General features: G+C 75.1%; 17 protein-coding genes and 1 pseudogene. 7 read left to right on the plus strand and 11 right to left on the minus strand.

Going from position 1 to position 17,075, the window contains the following annotated elements:
* Window positions 1-15: 15 nt before the first annotated feature.
* Window positions 16-2,028 (minus strand): HelD family protein, encoded by a 2,013-nt coding sequence (locus BUB17_RS18710; protein ID WP_072920198.1) that lies wholly within the window; start codon window positions 2,026-2,028, stop codon window positions 16-18.
* 45 nt (window positions 2,029-2,073) lie between these two features.
* On the opposite strand from BUB17_RS18710, the gene BUB17_RS18715 reads away from it, so the two are divergent.
* Window positions 2,074-3,084, plus strand: coding sequence for a zinc-binding dehydrogenase (locus tag BUB17_RS18715; protein ID WP_244277372.1), 1,011 nt, complete (start codon window positions 2,074-2,076; stop codon window positions 3,082-3,084).
* 165 nt (window positions 3,085-3,249) lie between these two features.
* Here BUB17_RS18715 and BUB17_RS18720 read toward each other — a convergent pair whose 3' ends face one another.
* The 4 genes from BUB17_RS18720 to BUB17_RS18735 all read right to left on the minus strand — a co-directional run bounded on the left by BUB17_RS18720 (window position 3,250) and on the right by BUB17_RS18735 (window position 7,584).
* A complete protein-coding gene (locus tag BUB17_RS18720; protein WP_083606438.1) occupies window positions 3,250-3,936 on the minus strand; it encodes an acVLRF1 family peptidyl-tRNA hydrolase in 687 nt (228 codons plus the stop codon).
* Window positions 3,933-4,337: a rhodanese-like domain-containing protein gene (locus BUB17_RS18725; RefSeq protein ID WP_083606433.1), complete on the minus strand. Its 405-nt coding sequence runs from the start codon at window positions 4,335-4,337 to the stop codon at window positions 3,933-3,935. Before BUB17_RS18725 ends, BUB17_RS18720 begins: the two co-directional genes overlap by 4 nt.
* Before the next feature lie 20 nt (window positions 4,338-4,357).
* On the minus strand, window positions 4,358-5,572 hold the full coding sequence (locus tag BUB17_RS18730) for an MFS transporter (RefSeq protein ID WP_072920200.1): 1,215 nt from the start codon (window positions 5,570-5,572) through the stop codon (window positions 4,358-4,360).
* Window positions 5,573-5,769: 197 nt separating this feature from the next.
* Complete coding sequence (locus tag BUB17_RS18735; RefSeq protein WP_072920201.1) at window positions 5,770-7,584, minus strand: phosphoenolpyruvate carboxykinase (GTP); 1,815 nt, start codon at window positions 7,582-7,584, stop codon at window positions 5,770-5,772.
* A gap of 211 nt (window positions 7,585-7,795) precedes the next feature.
* Between BUB17_RS18735 and BUB17_RS18740 the strand changes: the two genes are divergently transcribed.
* Window positions 7,796-8,980, plus strand: a complete 1,185-nt coding sequence (locus BUB17_RS18740) for an NADH:flavin oxidoreductase/NADH oxidase (protein WP_244277374.1) — start codon at window positions 7,796-7,798, stop codon at window positions 8,978-8,980.
* A 5-nt stretch (window positions 8,981-8,985) separates the two neighbouring features.
* Here BUB17_RS18740 and BUB17_RS18745 read toward each other — a convergent pair whose 3' ends face one another.
* Both BUB17_RS18745 and BUB17_RS18750 read right to left on the minus strand, forming a co-directional pair.
* On the minus strand, window positions 8,986-9,531 hold the full coding sequence (locus BUB17_RS18745) for an SRPBCC domain-containing protein (RefSeq protein ID WP_083606434.1): 546 nt from the start codon (window positions 9,529-9,531) through the stop codon (window positions 8,986-8,988).
* Window positions 9,528-9,857, minus strand: coding sequence for a metalloregulator ArsR/SmtB family transcription factor (locus BUB17_RS18750; protein WP_072920203.1), 330 nt, complete (start codon window positions 9,855-9,857; stop codon window positions 9,528-9,530). The genes BUB17_RS18745 and BUB17_RS18750 overlap by 4 nt, the downstream gene beginning before the upstream one ends.
* Before the next feature lie 73 nt (window positions 9,858-9,930).
* Here BUB17_RS18750 and BUB17_RS18755 point away from each other — a divergent pair, with 73 nt between their 5' ends.
* The 3 genes from BUB17_RS18755 to BUB17_RS18765 all read left to right on the plus strand — a co-directional run bounded on the left by BUB17_RS18755 (window position 9,931) and on the right by BUB17_RS18765 (window position 11,538).
* Window positions 9,931-10,164 carry a hypothetical protein gene (locus BUB17_RS18755; RefSeq protein ID WP_072920204.1) on the plus strand — a complete coding sequence of 78 codons (234 nt, stop codon included), beginning with the start codon at window positions 9,931-9,933 and terminating at the stop codon, window positions 10,162-10,164.
* A 76-nt stretch (window positions 10,165-10,240) separates the two neighbouring features.
* Window positions 10,241-10,483, plus strand: a complete 243-nt coding sequence (locus BUB17_RS18760; protein WP_072920205.1) for an acyl carrier protein — start codon at window positions 10,241-10,243, stop codon at window positions 10,481-10,483.
* 92 nt (window positions 10,484-10,575) lie between these two features.
* Complete coding sequence (locus BUB17_RS18765; protein WP_072920206.1) at window positions 10,576-11,538, plus strand: NAD(P)H-dependent flavin oxidoreductase; 963 nt, start codon at window positions 10,576-10,578, stop codon at window positions 11,536-11,538.
* On the opposite strand, the gene BUB17_RS18770 is transcribed toward BUB17_RS18765, so the two are convergent.
* The gene (locus tag BUB17_RS18770) at window positions 11,509-12,177 is read right to left on the minus strand and encodes a DsbA family oxidoreductase (RefSeq protein WP_072920207.1); all 669 of its coding nucleotides are present in this window, start codon (window positions 12,175-12,177) and stop codon (window positions 11,509-11,511) included. The genes BUB17_RS18765 and BUB17_RS18770 overlap by 30 nt on opposite strands.
* Before the next feature lie 143 nt (window positions 12,178-12,320).
* Entirely contained in the window at window positions 12,321-12,698 is a 378-nt protein-coding gene (locus tag BUB17_RS18775; protein WP_072920208.1) for an FKBP-type peptidyl-prolyl cis-trans isomerase, read from the minus strand.
* 98 nt (window positions 12,699-12,796) lie between these two features.
* Between BUB17_RS18775 and BUB17_RS18780 the strand changes: the two genes are divergently transcribed.
* Entirely contained in the window at window positions 12,797-13,186 is a 390-nt protein-coding gene (locus tag BUB17_RS18780) for a VOC family protein (RefSeq protein WP_072920209.1), read from the plus strand.
* Here the strand turns inward: BUB17_RS18780 and BUB17_RS18785 are convergent, their stop codons facing one another.
* Complete coding sequence (locus tag BUB17_RS18785; protein WP_244277376.1) at window positions 13,187-13,933, minus strand: SDR family oxidoreductase; 747 nt, start codon at window positions 13,931-13,933, stop codon at window positions 13,187-13,189.
* Between the two features lie 64 nt (window positions 13,934-13,997).
* On the opposite strand from BUB17_RS18785, the gene BUB17_RS18790 reads away from it, so the two are divergent.
* Complete coding sequence (locus BUB17_RS18790) at window positions 13,998-15,710, plus strand: alpha-glucosidase (RefSeq protein WP_072920210.1); 1,713 nt, start codon at window positions 13,998-14,000, stop codon at window positions 15,708-15,710.
* A gap of 69 nt (window positions 15,711-15,779) precedes the next feature.
* Here the strand turns inward: BUB17_RS18790 and ggh are convergent.
* A pseudogene (gene ggh, locus BUB17_RS28605) lies at window positions 15,780-17,041 on the minus strand (glucosylglycerate hydrolase).
* Between the last annotated feature and the right edge of the window lie 34 nt (window positions 17,042-17,075).

Genomic DNA, 17,075 nt, shown 5'->3' on the forward strand with positions numbered 1-17,075 from the left:
CGTGCGACACAGGCGTCACGCCACGAGCAACTCCGGCAGGTCGCCGGTGTGCAGCACCACCAGTGTGCTCACCGCCCGGGTGAGGACGACGTAGAGCCGGTGCAGCCCCCGCGGCTCGGCAGCGGCGATCGCGGCGGGGTCCACCACGACGACCGCGTCGAACTCCAGCCCCTTGGCCAGCGTGGCCGGGACGACGGCCAGCAGCCCCGCGTCGCCGTCCTCCCCGAGGACCGCCGCGGGCAGCCCGGCGGCGACCAGCGCGCCGGCCACCTCGGCCACGGCGGCGTCGGCGCAGACCACCCCGATCGACCCCGGCGTGGCCGCGAGCTCGTGCACCACGTCGGGCAGCGGGCCGTCGGGCCGGACGCGCAGCGACCCGGGTCCGCGGCGCAGCGCGGTGGCCACCGGCAGCCCCGGAGCGATCGCCGGCAGCAGCCGGTTGGCGTACTCGAGCACCTCGCCGGGCACCCGGTAGCCGCGGGTGAGCGGCCGGACGGCGGTCCCCGGCCGCCCCAGACCCGCGAGCGTGCGGCTCCAGTCGGCCGCCGACCACGGGCTGGTGGCCTGGGCGAGGTCGCCGAGCACGGTCAGCGACCCGGCGGCCAGGCGGCGGGCGATCGCGCGGCACTGCATGGGCGAGAGGTCCTGCGCCTCGTCGACGACCACGTGCCCGTAGCCGGCGGTGCGCTCCAGCAGCCCGGCGACCTCGTCGACCAGCACCGCGTCGGCCTCGGTCCAGGGAGCGCCGCGCAGCGGACCGGCCGGGCGGAGCAGCAGCGCCTGCTCGCCCTCGTCCAGCACGCCGCGGGCCGCCCGCGCCAGGACGTCGGGGTCGGTGAGCAGGGTGTGCACCAGCTCCGCGGCATCCCGGGCCGGCCAGACCGCGTCGCAGAACGCGCGCACCTCCGGGCTGCGGGCCGCCCGGCGGGTCTCGGCGTCGGTGGGGCTGCCGCCGGCGGCCTCGGCCTGCCGTCGGGCGTCCTCGGCCAGCAGCATCGCCAGCCGCTCCCGGCCGGCGGCGTGGTGCATCACCTGCTGGTCCTCGCCGGCCCGGCCGCGGCGGCGCAGGTCGTCGACGTACCGCTTCAGCCGCTCCACCGGCACGCGGCGACGGCGCCCGGTCATCGGCACCTGGACGTCGTCCGCCGGCTTGGCGATCGAGCCCCACAGGGCGCGGTGCAGCACCTCGGCCATGCGGGCGTCGCCCTTGAGGACGGCGACCCCGGGGGCGTCCGTACCGCGCACCGGCACCCGGGCGGTGAGCTCGGCGACGGTGGCCTGGTCGACGTCGACCTCGCCGAGGGTGGGCAGCACCTGCTCGATGTAGCGCAGGAAGGCGCGGTTGGGTCCCACGACGAGGACGCCGGTGCGGGCCAGCTGACCGCCGTGGGTGTAGAGCAGGTAGGCCGCGCGGTGCAGCCCGACGGCGGTCTTGCCGGTGCCCGGGGCGCCCTGCACGCAGATCGACTCGGCCAGCGGCGCCCGCACGATCGCGTCCTGCTCGGGCTGGATGGTGGCCACGATGTCGCGCATCGGGCCGGAGCGCGGGCGCTCGATCTCCTGCTCGAGCAGCCTGCTGGGGGCGGCGTCCCCCACCCCGAGCAGCTCGTCCTCGTAGCTGGTGAGCTCCCCGCCGGCGAAGCCGAAGCGGCGGCGGCGCACCAGGCCCTGCGGATCGGCGGCGCTGGCCTGGTAGAACGGCCGGCTCATCGGCGCCCGCCAGTCGAGAACGACCGGGGTGCCGTCGGTGTCGCGCACGTGCCGGCGTCCGATGTGGAAGGTCTCGGTACCGGTGTCGGTGCGGCCGAAGAACGGCGGGACGCCGGGGTCGGCGGCCAGCGCCCGCAGCCGCTCGGCCCGGGCGGCGCCGAGCCTCTCCGCGGCCCAGGCGTCGACGCCGGCGTCGACGACGGCGGTGGTGGCCGCGCGCATGGCGGTCAGGCAGTCGGCCGCGTGCCCCAGGTGGGCGCGCTCGGCGGTGAGCACGGGATCGGCGGCGGTGGTCGTCTCGCTCGTCGCGGAGGACACGGTCGGTGGACGTTACGCGGGCTCCCGGGCGGGGAGGAAGGGGTCGTGCCCGAGACGATGCTCGCCGGACGGTTGGACGTGCGCACCCGCGCCTTCGCGGTCGAGGAGGTGCCCAAGCCCGCCCCCGGCCCCGGCGAGGTGCTGGTCCGGGTGGCCGCCGCCGGCATCTGCCTGTCCGACGTCCACCTGATCGAAGGCCAGCTCAGCCCGCTGTTCCTCGCCGGCGGCGCGGTGACCCTCGGCCACGAGGTAGCCGGCACCGTCGCCGAGCTGGGGGACGGCGTGACCGGCTGGACGGAGGGGCAGCCGGTGCTGCTGCAGGCCGGCGAGGAGAAGGACGGCTGGGTGCACACCCGGGGTGTCGACTACGACGGGGGTTGGGCCGAGTACGCCCTGGCCACGGTCGGCACGCTCGTGCCGGTGCCGGACGGGATGCCGCTGGAGCAGGCCTGCATCGTGCCGGACGCGGTCTCCACGCCGTGGGCCTCGATCGTGCGCACCGCAGGCGTCCGGGCCGGTCAGCCGGTCGGCGTCTGGGGGATCGGCGGCCTGGGCGCGCACGCCGTGCAGCTGCTGCGGCTGGCCGGGGCGGCGCCGATCGTCGCCGTCGACCCGGTGCCGGCCGCGCGCGAGCGGGCGCTCGCCTTCGGCGCCGACCTCGCCCTCGACCCGGCGGACGACGTCGCCGCGCGGGTGCGCGAGCTGACCGGCGGCGCCGGGCTGGCGTACGCCTTCGACTTCGCCGGGGTGGCGCCGGTGCGCGAGCAGGCGGTGCGGACGCTGGAGCGCGACGGCGCCCTGGTACTCGTCGGGCTCACCGACCAGCCGCTGGCCATCCGCAACGGCACCCAGTTCAGCTACTTCGGCCAGCGGGTGCTCGGCCACTACGGCTCCGAGCCCGGGCACGTCCAGGAGCTGGTGTCCCTGGTCCGGCACGGCCGGCTGGACCTCTCCCGGTCGATCTCCGGCACCCTGCCGCTGACCGAGGCCGCCCGCGGTGTGGAGATGCTCGCGCGCAAGGAGGGCGACCCGATCCGCCTGGTGATCACGCCGTGACATCGTCGCCCTACCGGGCGACACCGCGGCCAGGTGCCGTCCCCCGGCTGGGCTGAGCCCTCCCCGGACCTCGATCGCGGGAGCCTCCGGCCCCCACTCCTCGCGCCGCCTCGCGGGGCGTCTCACCGTGATGCCGCTGGGTCGTCGTCCGGCAGGACGACGGTGTCACCGTTCCTGCGGCTCCACGATGTGGACCTCGACCGCGCGGAACTGCGCCGGGGTCTCCAGCAGCACCGCCTTCGTGGGGTCGCCGACCGCCAGCGCCGGCCCGCGGCGCAGCGCGGCCAGCACCCGCAACCGCGGATCGGCCAGGACGTCGTCCACCAGGCCGCGGTCGCCGCCGGTGAACAGCGCCTCGAGCTCGCGGGCGTGCGGCAGCAGCACCCGGACGGCGGTCTCGACGGCGGCGCCCACCACCGCGTCGGTCTGGTGGGCCCGCCGCCGGGCGAAGCGCTGCTGGGACCAGCCGCCGGCCGCCGTCCGCCCCTGGACCTGGCGCGCGTCGACCTTGGAGACCACCAGGTCCCCGCCGTCGAACACCCCGACCGCCCACCGTCCGCGGCGGACCAGCAGGACGGCGGCGCGGTGCGACACCCGGGCCGCGGCGGTGAACGTGCTGAGCACCGGCGTGGTGAGGAGGGACGTCGCAGCCGGCCCCGGCCGCCAGTCGAACGGCGCCCGCAGGGTGACCTCGGTGGTGTCCGCGCAGGTCACCCGCACCGCCCCGTCGACCAGCCCGACGCTGTGGAAGGCGCCGTGCCGGGCGGCGACGCCGTCCAGCCAGCGCCCCAGGCGCTCGGGCGGGACGCGCAGCTGCCGGCCGCCGCCGGCGGCGGGCCGGGACCGGGTCAGCCGCCGTCCCGGGTGGTGGGCAGCCCGGCCGCGGCCCAGGCCTGGTAGCCGCCGACGACATCGGTGGCGCGGTGCAGGCCCAGGGCCCGCAGCGAGTCGGCGGCGAGACTGGAGGCGTAGCCCTCGTTGCAGAGCACGATCACCTCGACGTCGTGGCCGGTGGCCTCGGGCAGCCGCGCACCGCTGGCCGGGTCCAGCCGCCACTCGAGCACGTTGCGCTCGACGACCAGGGCGCCGGGGACCTCGCCGTCGGCCTCGCGCTGGGCGACCGGGCGGGTGTCGACGAGCAGGGCGCCGTCGGCCATCCGCGCCGCGGCCTCGGCCGGCTGGAGGCGGTGCAGGCGGCGCCGCGTCTCCGCGAGCACCTCGTCGATGGGGCGGGGGGCGGGCGGGGTGTCCACGGGGTCCGTCCTCGACCCGGTCACCGGGCCATCGCCGGCTCGGCGGCGTGCTCGGCCGGCACGTGAAGCAGCCGCTGGGTGGCGGCGACGACCACCGTGGCGACGGCGGCGGCGACGGTGGCCACCCAGAACGCGGAGCTGGCCCCGGTCGTGTCGACCAGCTTGCCGGCGGCCGAGGAGCCGAGGGCGACCCCGAGGCCCAGGGCGGTGCCGATCCAGGTGAACGCCTCGGTGGTCGCCGAGCGCGGGACAAGCACCTCGGCGAGGGTGAACGAGCTGATCAACGACGGGGAGACGGCCAGCCCCGCGAGCACCACGAACGGGATCATCAGCCAGATGTCGCGCACCAGCGCCAGCGGGAAGCTCAGCACGGTCAGCACGGCGAGGACGACGACCAGCCGGTGGCGCAGCGGGTGCCGCCAGTGCACGCTCCCCCAGCCGATGCCGCTGGCCATGGACCCGAGCGCGAGCGCCGCGATGAGCACGCCGGACAGCGGCATGGCGCCGGCCTGGTCGGCGAAGGCGACCAGCGCGATCTCGAGACTGCCGAGGATCGCGCCCACGGCGGCCCCGACGACGAACAGCACCCGGAGGCCGGGCGTGCGGATCGCCGCCGGGCCGCTGCGGGCGGCGTGCCCGTGCGGGGGCGGCTCGGTGCGGCCCTGGGCGGCGAACAGCAGGCTGCCGACGACGGCGAGGACGAAGGCGGTGACCACGCCGGAGGTGGCGTGCCCGGTCGTGGACAGGAAGGTCACCAGCACCGGGCCGACGATGAAGACGAACTCGTCGACCACCGACTCCATCGCCAGCGCCGCCGGCAGCCGGTGCGTGCCGCGGAGCAGGTGGGTCCAGCGGACCCGGATCATCGAGGCGACCGGCGGGATGCAGGCACCGGCCAGCCCGGCCGAGGCGAACAGGATCCAGCGCGGCCAGTCCTCCTTGACCGCGGGCAGGAACACGCACCCCGAGGCCACGAAGACGGCCAGCACCGGCAGCAGCGTGCGGCGCTGGCCGTGGGTGTCCGCCCACCGTCCCAGCAGCGGGCCGGAGATCGCCGTGGTGACGGCCCCGGTCGCGGCGACCGCCCCGCCCAGCCCGTAGCTGCCCGTCTCCGACGCGATGAGCAGGACCGAGCCGAGCCCGACCATCGACAGCGGCAACCGCCCGACGAAAGCGGCCGCCACCATCGGCAGTGCGTGGGGCGTGCGGAGCACGGGCAGGTACGGGTTGGGCACGGGATGGCGACCTGTCGTCTCAGGTGAGGGGGGCTCCGGTACGACGACCCACGCTAACCGACCCGCGCAGGAGCGGCCCGGCGGCGCAGGGCCGGTCGCGCGCCCCGCCCGGGGGACGGCGCAGGGCCCCGCACCGGTCGCCGTTGACCGGTGCGGGGCCCTGTGGGACCGACTCCGGAGAGCCGGCGCGGCCGGCTCTAGGCGAGCCGGTGCTCCAGGATGGCGAGCTCGTCCCACATGGTGCTGGGGAGCTTGTCGCCGAACTTCTCGAACCACTCGGTGATCTGCGGGACCTCGGCGCGCCACTCGTCCTTGTTCACGGCGAGGGCCTGCTCCACCTGCTCGCGGGTCAGGTCCAGGCCGGAGATGTCCAGCGAGTCGGGCGTCGGCACGTGGCCGACCGCGGTCTCCTCGGCCGCCGCGGTGCCCTCGAGCCGCTCGACGACCCACTTCAGGACCCGGCTGTTCTCACCGAAGCCCGGCCACAGGAAGCCGCCGTCCTCGTCGCGGCGGAACCAGTTCACGTAGAAGATCCGCGGCAGCTTGGTGGCGTCGTGCTGCTTGCCGGTCTCGACCCAGTGGCCGAAGTAGTCACCGGCGTTGTAGCCGATGAACGGCAGCATCGCGAACGGGTCGCGGCGGACGACGCCGACGGCGCCGGTGGCGGCGGCCGTCGTCTCCGAGGACAGCGTGGCGCCCATGAAGACGCCGTGGTTCCAGTCCCGCGCCTCGGTGACCAGCGGGATCGTCGTCTTGCGGCGGCCGCCGAAGAGGATCGCCGAGATCGGCACGCCCTTCGGATCGGTGTACTCCGGCGCCAGGATCGGGCACTGGGTGATCGGCGTGCAGAACCGGCTGTTCGGGTGGCTGGAGGGCTCGTCGCTGTCCGGCGTCCAGTCCCGGCCCTTCCAGTCGGTGAGGTGGGCCGGCGGCTCGTCGGTCATGCCCTCCCACCAGATGTCGCCGTCGTCGGTGAGGGCGACGTTGGTGAAGACCGAGTTGCCCTTCTCGATCGTGCGCATCGCGTTGGGGTTGGTGTCCCAGCCGGTGCCGGGGGCGACGCCGAAGAGGCCGTACTCGGGGTTGAGCGCGTGGAGCCGGCCGTCCTCGCCGAAGCGCATCCAGGCGATGTCGTCGCCGAGGGTCTCGACCTTCCAGCCCGGGATGGTCGGCTCGAGCATCGCCAGGTTGGTCTTGCCACAGGCGGAGGGGAAGGCCGCGGCGATGTAGTAGGTCTTCTGCTGCGGGCTGGTCAGCTTGAGGATCAGCATGTGCTCGGCGAGCCAGCCCTCGTCGCGCGCCATCACCGAGGCGATGCGCAGCGAGTAGCACTTCTTCCCCAGCAGGGCGTTGCCGCCGTAGCCGGAGCCGTAGGACCAGATGGCCCGCTCCTCGGGGAAGTGCACGATGTACTTGGTGTCGCTGCAGGGCCACGGGACGTCCTGCTGGCCCTCGTCGAGCGGGGCACCGAGGGAGTGCATCGCCGGCACGAACGGCCGGTCCTCCCCCATCGCGTCGAGGACGTACTGGCCGATGCGGGCCATGACCCGCATCGAGACGACGACGTACTCGGAGTCGGTGAGCTCGACGCCGAACATCGGGTTCTCGGCCTCGACCGGACCCATGCAGAACGGGATGACGTACATCGTCCGCCCGCGCATGGACCCGCGGTACAGCTCGGTCATGATCGACTTCATCTCGGCCGGTTCCATCCAGTTGTTGGTGGGACCGGCGTCGGCCTCGTCGACCGAGCAGATGAAGGTGCGGTCCTCGACGCGCGCGACGTCGCTGGGGTCCGAGGCGCACCAGAAGGAGTTGGGCTTCTGGTCCAGGCGGGTGAAGGTGCCGGCGTCGACCAGCTGCTGGGTGAGCCGCTCCCACTCCTCGTCACTGCCGTCCACCCACACGACCCGGTCCGGCGTCGTCAGCTCGGCCATCTCCCGCACCCAGGCGAGCAGCCGGGCGTGCGTGGTGGGGGCGTTCTCGAGACCGGGGGTGGCCACGGAAGTCACGGCGTCTCCATCCTCTGGGCACACCGGGCGGGGACCCGCCGGCGCTGTACTCGTCCTGCTCAGCTGTCGTCCGGACCGCCGGGCGCCACGGGCGCCGGTGGAGTCCGGGGGTCCGGACAGCCTAACGGCGTGGACGACCACTGTAACCGTGAGAGATGTTACGTATAGGACGTCTACCTCGCGGGTCGGAAGTCCCTGGTGGGGTCGTGCGTTGACCCTCCCCGTGGACACCACGGCGACCCTCCCCGCTCTGCTGACCCCGCTGACCCTCCGCGGGGTCACGTTCCCGAACCGGCTGGTCGTGGCCCCGATGTGCCAGTACGCGGTCACCGACGGCTTCGTCGGCGACTACCACCTGGCGCACCTGGGCCGGTTCGCGCTGGGCGGCTTCGGCCTCGTGGTCGTCGAGGCGACCGGGGTCACGCCGGAGGGCCGGATCAGCCACGGCGACACCGGCCTGTGGTCCGACGAGCACGTCCCCGGGATGGCCCGGGTGGTCGACTTCCTGCACGCGCACGGGTCGCTGGCGGGCATCCAGCTGGCGCACGCCGGCGCCAAGGCCGCCAGCTTGCGGCCCTGGGACGGCGAGGGTCCGGTGAGGGCGGAGAACGCGCACCCCGGCGAGGAGCCGTGGCCCACCGTGTCGGCCAGCGCGGTGCCGGTCGCGCCGGGCTGGCCCACCCCGCACGCGCTGACCGTCGACGAGCTGGCCGAGGTGCGGGAGGCCTTCGTCGCGGCCACGCGGCGTTCCCTGGCTGCGGGCTTCGACGTCGTCGAGGTGCACGCCGCCCACGGCTACCTGCTCAACCAGTTCCTCTCCCCGCTGACCAACCGGCGCGAGGACCGGTACGGCGGCTCGCGCGAGGGCCGCATGCGGTTCCCGCTCGAGGTGGTCGAGGCCGTGCGCGCGGCGTGGCCCGACGACCGGCCGCTCTTCGTGCGCGTCTCGTCGGTCGACGGATCCCGCGACGGTGTGACGCTGGAGGACACCGTCGCCTTCGCCCGCGAGCTCGAGGCGCGCGGGGTGGACGCCGTCGACACCTCCGGCGGCGGCCTCGGCGGCGGCTGGCACCACCCGATCGGCTACGGCTACCAGGTGCCGCACGCCGCCCGGATCCGTGCGGAGGCCGGCATCGCCACGATGGCCGTCGGGCTCATCGTCGACGCCCGGCAGGCCGAGGCGATCGTGGAGCAGGGCTTCGCCGACCTCGTGGCCGTCGCGCGCGAGGCGCAGGACGATCCCAACTTCGCCGCACGCGCCGCACGGGAGCTCACCGGCAGCCACGACGTCTACCCGGTGCAGGCCGGACCCCGGCTGGCCGCGCGCGACCGGCTGCTCACCACGCTCGGCCCGTGGACCGGGCCCGACCCGGTCCAGCTGGCGTCCCCGAGCTGAGCCGTTCAGGACCCGGACGACATCCCGTAGACCGGCCCGGCGACCTCGGTGACGAAGGCGTTCCAGTCCCCCGGGACGGGGCGTCCGCCGACCTCCGCGCCGAACTTGTCCAGGTACCAGTGCCAGCCGGCGGCGAAGTCGGCGACGTCCGCGTCGGCGGCGAACACCTGGCGGAAGCGCAGGACCGTGCGGCCCTCGTCGGCCCACAGGTCCAGCTCGACGGACCAGTCGTCCTGCCCCACCCACTCGACGACCAGCCGGCGCGGCGGGTCGCACTCGGCGATGCGCAGCACCTCACCCACCGGCTCGTCCTCGTGGGTCATCGTGAAGGTGCCGGTGCCGCCAGGTGCACGCTCGCCGTCGTAGGTGCCGATCCAGCGGGCCAGGCGGTCGGGCTCGGTGAGCGCCGACCACACGTCCTCGACCGGGTCCGGCCAGGAGCGGCGGAACTCCAGCCGCTGCCGGCCGTCGTCCTCGGTGGTGACGACGCCGCGGCGGGCCATCGCGTCGGACAGGGCGTCCTGCTGGGTCCTGGCGTCCTGCTGGGTCATGGCGTCCCTCCACTCCTGCGGGCCCGTCGGCCGCGGGCCATCTCGGTGTCCAGTGCGTCGAACCGCCGGGCCCACAGGTCGCGGTAGGGCTCCAGCCAGTCGTCGAGCTCCCGCAGCGGGCGCGGGTCGAGCGCGTAGAGCCGCCGGCGTCCCTCGACCCGGCTGCGGACCAGCCCGGCCTCGCGCAGCACGCGCAGGTGCCGGCTGATCGCCGGCCGGCTCACCGGGAACCGCTCGGCGAGCTCACCTGCGGCACGTTCGCCCCGCGCCAGCAGGGCGACCAGTTCGCGCCGGGTCGGATCGGCGAGCGCCGCGAGCGCCTCCACCGGGCATGCGTAACACATCCGTTACGCATTCGGCCAGGGGTTGGCGCGCGATCCCGCCGGGCACCGGAGACGCATGACCGTCACCGACCCCGACGTCCCGGACCCGCTCAACGACCCCCGCACCCTGCAGGCCGACCCCGGCGCCTACGCGCAGGGCGGGGACCTCGCCTCGACCGAGGACGACGCCGTGTCGACCGGCGAGGACGAACTCGCGGAGGACGACCTGGTCGCCGGCCGGGACGCGGCCGACGACGCCGGCGGTGGCGACGTGACCGGCGGCGCCTTCTCCGAGGCACCGCGCGACTGAGACGGGGCGGTCCGTTTCAGGACCCGCCGACCGGGCACCCATCGGGGCCTCACAGTTCCCAGCGAGGAGGACCGCGATGGCCACCGGTGAGACCGGCTTCGAGGACGTGACCTACGACCTCATCTCCGTGCAGTACCACTCGCTCAAGGCCGGGCACGACTACGGCCAGTACGTCCGCGACGCGGAGAACGCCGGGCTGCAGGACATCGCGGCCTTCTTCCGCGAGGTCATGGAGCAGGACTCCGCGCGGGCGCGGCGCTGCCACGAGTTCCTGCGGCAGATCTCCGGGACCGAACAGGGCGGACCCGCGACCCGGTAGCGGAAGGAGCCGTCCTCCCCACCCCTCGCAGGCTCGAGGCGGGGCCCGGGACGGGGCCGACCCGGGATGGACATGGCGGGCACGATGGCGGCGTGATCCGCACACCGCTGACCCGCACCTTCTCCCTGGCCGCACCGGTCGTCGGGGCACCGATGGCCGGTGTGGCCGGCGGCGCGCTGGCCCGGGCCGTCTCGCTGGGCGGGGGCCTCGGGATGATCGGCGTCGGCAACGCCGCCACGACGGACTTCGTCGCCGAGCAGGCGGCCATCCCGGCGGCCGACGGCCTGCCGTTCGGCATCGGCCTCATGGCCTGGGCGCTGGCCGAACGCCCCGAGCTGCTCGACGCGACGATCACGGCGGGCCCGGCACTGGTGTCGGTCTCCTTCGGGGACCCCGCACCCGCCGCCGCCCGGCTGCACGAGGCAGGCATCGCCGTCGCCGCGCAGGTGAACACCGCCGACGACGTCCGGCGGGCGCAGGCGGCGGGGGTGGACGTGCTCGTCGCCCAGGGCACCGAGGCCGGCGGCCACACCGGGCACCGGGCCACCCTGCCCCTGCTGCAGGAGGTGCTGACCCTGGCCGACCGCCCGGTGCTCGCCGCCGGCGGCATCGCGACCGGTACGGGCATGGCCGCGGCCCTGGCGGCCGGCGCTGCCGGGGTGTGGATCGGGACGCCGCTGCTGGCCTGCCCCGAGGGGCTCAACTCCCCCGCCGCCCGCGCCCGCGTCTGCGCGGCCGCCGGCGAGGAGACGGTGCTGACCCGCGCCTTCGACGTCGCACAGGGCCTGGCCTGGCCCGAGCGGTGGCCGGGGCGGGCGATCGTCAACGACTTCTGCCGCGAGTGGCACGGCCGGGAGGCCGAGCTTGCCCGCGACCCCGACGCCGCCCGGAGCGTGATCGAGGCCCGGCGCACCGGCGATCTGTCCGCAGCGCCGCTCTACGCCGGGGAGTCGGTCGGCCTGGTCACCGGCGAACGGCCCGCGGCCGACGTCGTCCGGGAGATGGCAGCCGGTGCCGAGCGAGCGCTACGGGCGGCCTGCGACCTGCTGAGCTGACCGCGCGGTGTCGGACCAGGCCCGCTCCAGGAGCTGCAGCAGCAGGTCGGCGGGCTGGGCGCCGGCGGCGCCGTACCTGCGGTCGACGACGAAGAAGGGGACGCCGGTCGCGCCGAGCTGCTGCGCGGTGCGGATGTCGTCGAGGACCGCGGCGCGGTACCGGTGGTCGGCGAGCGCGGCGCGCACCTCGGTCTCGTCCAGGCCGGCCTCCACCGCCAGCGCGGCGAGGGAGTCGCCGTCGAAGACCGAACGCCCCTCCGCGAAGTGCGCGTGCAGCAGCCGCTCCTTCACCGCACCCTGCAGCCCGCGCTCGGCGGCGAGGTGGATCAGCTCGTGGGCCGGCAGCGTGTTGCCGCTGACGCCGTTCGCCAGGTCGTAGTGCAGGCCCTCAGCGGCGGCGGTCTCCTCGACGTGCCGCATCATCTCGCGCACGTCCTCGACCGGGCGGCCGAACTTGGCGGCCAGCGCAGGGAGGGTCCGGTGGGTCTCGCCCTCGGGGATGCTCGGGTCGAGCTGGAAGGACCGCCAGACGACCTGGACCTCGTCGCGGTGCGGGAACCGCTCCAGCGCGGCCTCCAGCCTTCGCTTGCCGATGTAGCACCACGGACAGACGACGTCGGACCAGACCTCTACCTGCATGACCGCTCAAAGGCGGTTGAGCTGTCAAGCATTCCGCTCCGCGCGAGGATCAGGTGACCTGATCGCGAAGCGTCCTCCCGCACGTTCCACGGTGAGGGAGGACACCGCATGATCAGGTCACCTGATCCCGGCGGGCCCTCGGGCTACCGGACGCCGACGAGGTCGACGACGAAGACCAGCGTCGCGCCGGGCTTGATGACCCCGCCGGCGCCGCGGTCGCCGTAGGCCTTGTGCGGCGGGATGGTGAGCCGGCGGCGGCCGCCGACGCGCATGCCGGCCATGCCCTCGTCCCAACCCTGGATGACCATGCCGACGCCGAGCCGGAACTCCAGCGGGTCGCCGCGGTCCCAGGAGGCGTCGAACTGCTCACCGCCGTCGTGGGTGACGCCGACGTAGTGCGCGCTGACCAGGTCACCGGCCTTGGCCTCGGGGCCGTCGCCGACGGTGATGTCCTCGATCACCAGGTCGTCGGGCGCGGGGCCGGTCGGCGGCTCGACGTCGGGGCGGGTGGGCTGGGACATCGGTTCTCCAGAGGAACGGCGCCGGGTGGGTCCCGACGGTCGGCTCCCATCCAAACAGCGGTTCCACCGGGTCGCCGGGCGGACTACGGTCCGGCGGCGTGATCGACCACCTGGGGCTGCAGTCCGCCGACGTCCCGGCCGCCGCGGCCTTCTACACCACGGTGTTCGCGCCGGCGGGCCTGCGCGAGGCGATGCGGTACGAGACGCCGGGCGGCCCCGTGGTGGGGATGTGCGGCCCCGACGGGCACCCCCAGCTGTGGCTGAGCCCGCTGGCCGAGGGCACCGAGCGTCCGGTGCACCTGGCGCTGCGGGCGCCGTCGCGGGAAGCGGTGGACCAGGTGTTCGCGCTGGTCCGCGAGCAGGGTGCCGAGGTGCTGCACGAGCCGCGGATCTGGCCGGAGTACCACCCCGGCTACTACGGCGTCTTCTTCCGGGACCCCGACGGCAACAACGTCGAGGCGGTGCACCACACGCCCCCGGAGGGCTGATCAGCGGCCACCGGTGACGTCGAGCACGCTGCCGGTGCAGTAGCCCGCGCCGTCGCCGAGCAGCCACAGCACGGCGTCGGCCACCTCCTCCGCGCGACCGGCCCGGCCCATCGGCACCGTCGGCCCCAGCCGCGCGACCCGGTCGGGCTGGCCGCCGCTGGCGTGGATCTCCGTCTCGATGATCCCGGGCCGCACGACGTTGACCCGGACGCCCTCGCCGGCCACCTCGCGGGCCAGGCCGACCCCGAGGGTGTCGACGGCGCCCTTGCTGGCCGCGTAGTCGACGTACTCGCCGGGCGACCCGAGCCGGCTGGCGACGGAGGAGACCAGCACGATCGACCCGCCGGAGCCGCCGTGCCGGGTGGACATCCGCCGCACCGCCTCCCGGCAGCACAGGACGGTGCCGAGCACGTTGACCGCCAGCATGCGCTGCACCCGCTCGGCGGTCAGCTCGTCGACCCGCGCCCGCCGGCCCACGATCCCGGCGTTGGCCACCAGCCCGGTCACCGGGCCCAGGCCCTCGGCGGCGGCGAAGGCGGCCAGCACGTCGTCCTCGACCGAGACGTCGGCGCGCACGGCACACGCGGTCCCGCCGGCGGCCTCGATGCCGGTCACGATGGCGGCGGCCGCGGCCTCGTCGTCCCGGAACGCCAGGGCGACCGACCACCCGGCCGCCGCCGCGGCGCGCGCGGTCGCCGCGCCGATGCCGCGGCTGCCGCCGGTCACGAGCACCACACCGGAGGGCACGGTCGGACCGTAGCGCGGCGCGGGTGCGGGTGCGGGGCGCCGCACGCCGTGCTGGGCTGGGCGCATGCCCGCCGACCCCCCGTGGTGGACCCGCGCCGTCGTCTACCAGGTCTACCCGCGCTCGTTCCAGGACTCCGACGGCGACGGGATCGGCGACCTCGGCGGCATCCTGCAGCGCGCCGACCACCTCGCCGACCTGGGCGTCGACGTCGTCTGGCTCTCGCCGATCTACCCCTCGCCGCAGGCCGACAACGGCTACGACATCAGCGACTACACCGACGTCGACCCGCTGTTCGGCTCGCTGGCGCAGCTCGACGAGCTGATCACCGCCCTGCACGCGCGGGGGCTCAAGCTGGTGATGGACCTGGTGGTCAACCACACCAGCGACCGGCACCCGTGGTTCGAAGAGAGCAGAGCGTCCCGTGCCTCACCGAAGCGCGACTGGTACTGGTGGCGGCCGCCCCGGGAGGGCAGGGCGGCGGGGCAGCCCGGCGCCGAGCCGACCAACTGGCACTCGTACTTCTCCGGCCCGACCTGGGAGCTCGACGAGGCCAGAGGCGAGTACTACCTGCACCTGTTCGCGCGGGAGCAGCCGGACCTGAACTGGGAGAACCCGGAGGTCCGCCACGCGGTGTACGCGATGATGCGGGGCTGGCTCGACCGCGGCGTCGACGGGTTCCGCATGGACGTCATCAACATGATCAGCAAGGACGTCGCCCCGGACGGCTCGCTGCGCGACGGGCCTCCGCTGCCGGGCCTGCCCTACGGCGACGGGACGGGGTCCTTCCTGTGCGGGCCGCGGATCCACGAGTTCCTGCAGGAGATGCACCGCGAGGTGTTCGCGGGACATCCCGAGCAGCTCCTGCTGGTCGGCGAGATGCCGGGCGTGACGGTGGAGCAGGCCCGGCTGTTCACCGACCCGGCGCGGGCCGAGGTGGACATGGTGTTCCAGTTCGAGCACGTCGGCCTGGACTTCGACGAGTCCAAGTGGCGCCCACGCCCGCTGCGGATGCGCGACCTCAAGGCCTCCTTCGGCCGCTGGCAGGCGGGGCTGGCCGACGTCGGCTGGAACTCCCTCTACTGGGACAACCACGACCAGCCGCGGGCGGTCTCCCGCTTCGGCGACGACTCACCCCGGTACCGGCGTGACTCCGCGACCTGCCTGGCCACCCTGCTGCACCTGCACCGGGGAACGCCCTACGTCTACCAGGGCGAGGAGATCGGGATGGCCAACGCCCCGTTCGACAGCATCGACGACTTCCGGGACGTCGAGTCGCTCAACCACTTCGCGCAGGCGGTCGCGCACGGCGAGGACCCGGAGGCGGTGCTGGCCGCGCTGCGCCGGATGAGCCGGGACAACGCGCGGACGCCGGTGCAGTGGGACGGCTCGCCAAGCGCCGGCTTCACCACCGGGACGCCGTGGATCCCGGTCAACCCCGACGCCACCGAGTGGAACGCCGCGGCCCAGCGCGCCGACCCGGCCTCGGTGTTCGCCCACCACAAGCGGCTGATCACGCTGCGGCACACCGATCCGGTGGTCGCGCTCGGCGACTTCACCATGCTGCTGCCCGAGCACGACGAGCTGTACGCCTTCACCCGCAGACTGGACGGCGCGGCGCTGCTCGTCGTCTGCAACCTCGGCGCCTCGACCCACCCGCTGGGCGAGCTGCTGCCCGAGGCGGTCGCCGCGGAGCTGGTGCTGGGCAACCTGACCGACGACGGCGACCCCGCCGTCCTGCGGCCGTGGGAGGCGCGGGTGCTGCGCCCCGTTGACTGAGCGGCCCTGCTCGCGGCCCCGTCCAGGGGCCCGCCCCGAGCCTGCGAGGGGTGGGGAGGACGGGGTCCTTCAGCACCCCAGCAGCAGGTCCAGCGCCGCCGCCGCCGTCCAGGACTGGTCGGCGCTGCCGAGCGGCTCACCCGTGAGCGGCTCGTGGTACTCCGCGAACGACCCCCCGGCCAGCTGGTCGAGCAGCGCCCGGCGCAGCGGCGCGGCGACGTCCGTCCGGCCGCGCCGCTGCAGCAGCCACACGAAGAGCCAGGTGACCACCGGCCAGCTGGGGCCGCGCCAGTACGCGCGGGGCCGGAACCCCGGCGACGCCGGGGTGGCGCTCGGCAGGACGGCGTGCCGCAGCCCGGGGTGCCCGGTCCAGCGCTCGGACCGCAGCAGCGCCACCATGTCGCGCTCGGTCGCCGTCCCCAGGCCGCCGCAGAGGAGCGGGCGAACCCGGCCACCGTCTCCGCGCGCAGCGGCTCGCCGGTCCGCAGGTCGGTGTCCAGCGCCAGCCCGAGCTCGGCGTCCACGCTGCCGGCGACGCCGGCCCGGAAGCGCGCGGCGTGCTCCTCGAGCTCGGCAACCTCGCCGGTCCCCAGGTCCCGGGCGATCCCGGCCAGCGCACCGCTCGCCGCCGCGAGCACGGCGGAGGCGAGGACATCGGTGACGAGAAAGCTGCCCGTCGCGCGGATGCGCGCGCCGTCGTACCGGGCCCGCCGCAGCTCCTCGACCCCGGTCAGATAGCGGTCGTACTCGAGCCGGGTGGGGCGCTGGGCTGCGTCACGGACGATGCGGGTGTCCCGGCGCCGGTAGGGCGGCAGGTCGGGGTCGACGGCGACGCGGGACCACGGCCCGTCCCACCGCGGGGAGTTGTCCATCCCGCTCTCCCAGCCGTGGTGGATGGTGAGCAGGCCGGTGGCGTGCGGGTCGCGCTCGCGCACGAGGTAGCGGTGCCAGGCCAGCAGCCGGCGGTAGGCCCCCGGCAGCCAGGCGCGGACGCGGGCGGCCGCTGCGGGGCCGCGGCGCTCGGCGAGGGCCACGACGCGCTCCACGGCCAGGGCGTGCACGGGCGGCTGGCAGATGCCGCTGGTCCGGGGGACCACCGGGGCGTCGCCGGTGAGCTCCGCACACCCCCAGCGCTCCGGTCCCGGGGAGTAGTCGTGCTCGTCGGGGTCGAAGACGATGTGCGGCAGCATCCCGGTGCGCCACTGCCCGGTGAACAGGTGGTCCAGCTCGGCGCACGCCCGGTCCGGATCGAGGTGCGCGAGGCCGACCGAGACGAACGCGGCGTCCCAGCTCCACTGGTGCGGGTAGAGGTCCGGGGCGGCCCGGACCATGACCCCGGTGTCGTTCGCCCGCAGGACGGCGGCG

The sequence above is a fragment of the Geodermatophilus obscurus genome (assembly GCF_900143215.1).
GTDB lineage: Bacteria > Actinomycetota > Actinomycetes > Mycobacteriales > Geodermatophilaceae > Geodermatophilus > Geodermatophilus obscurus_A.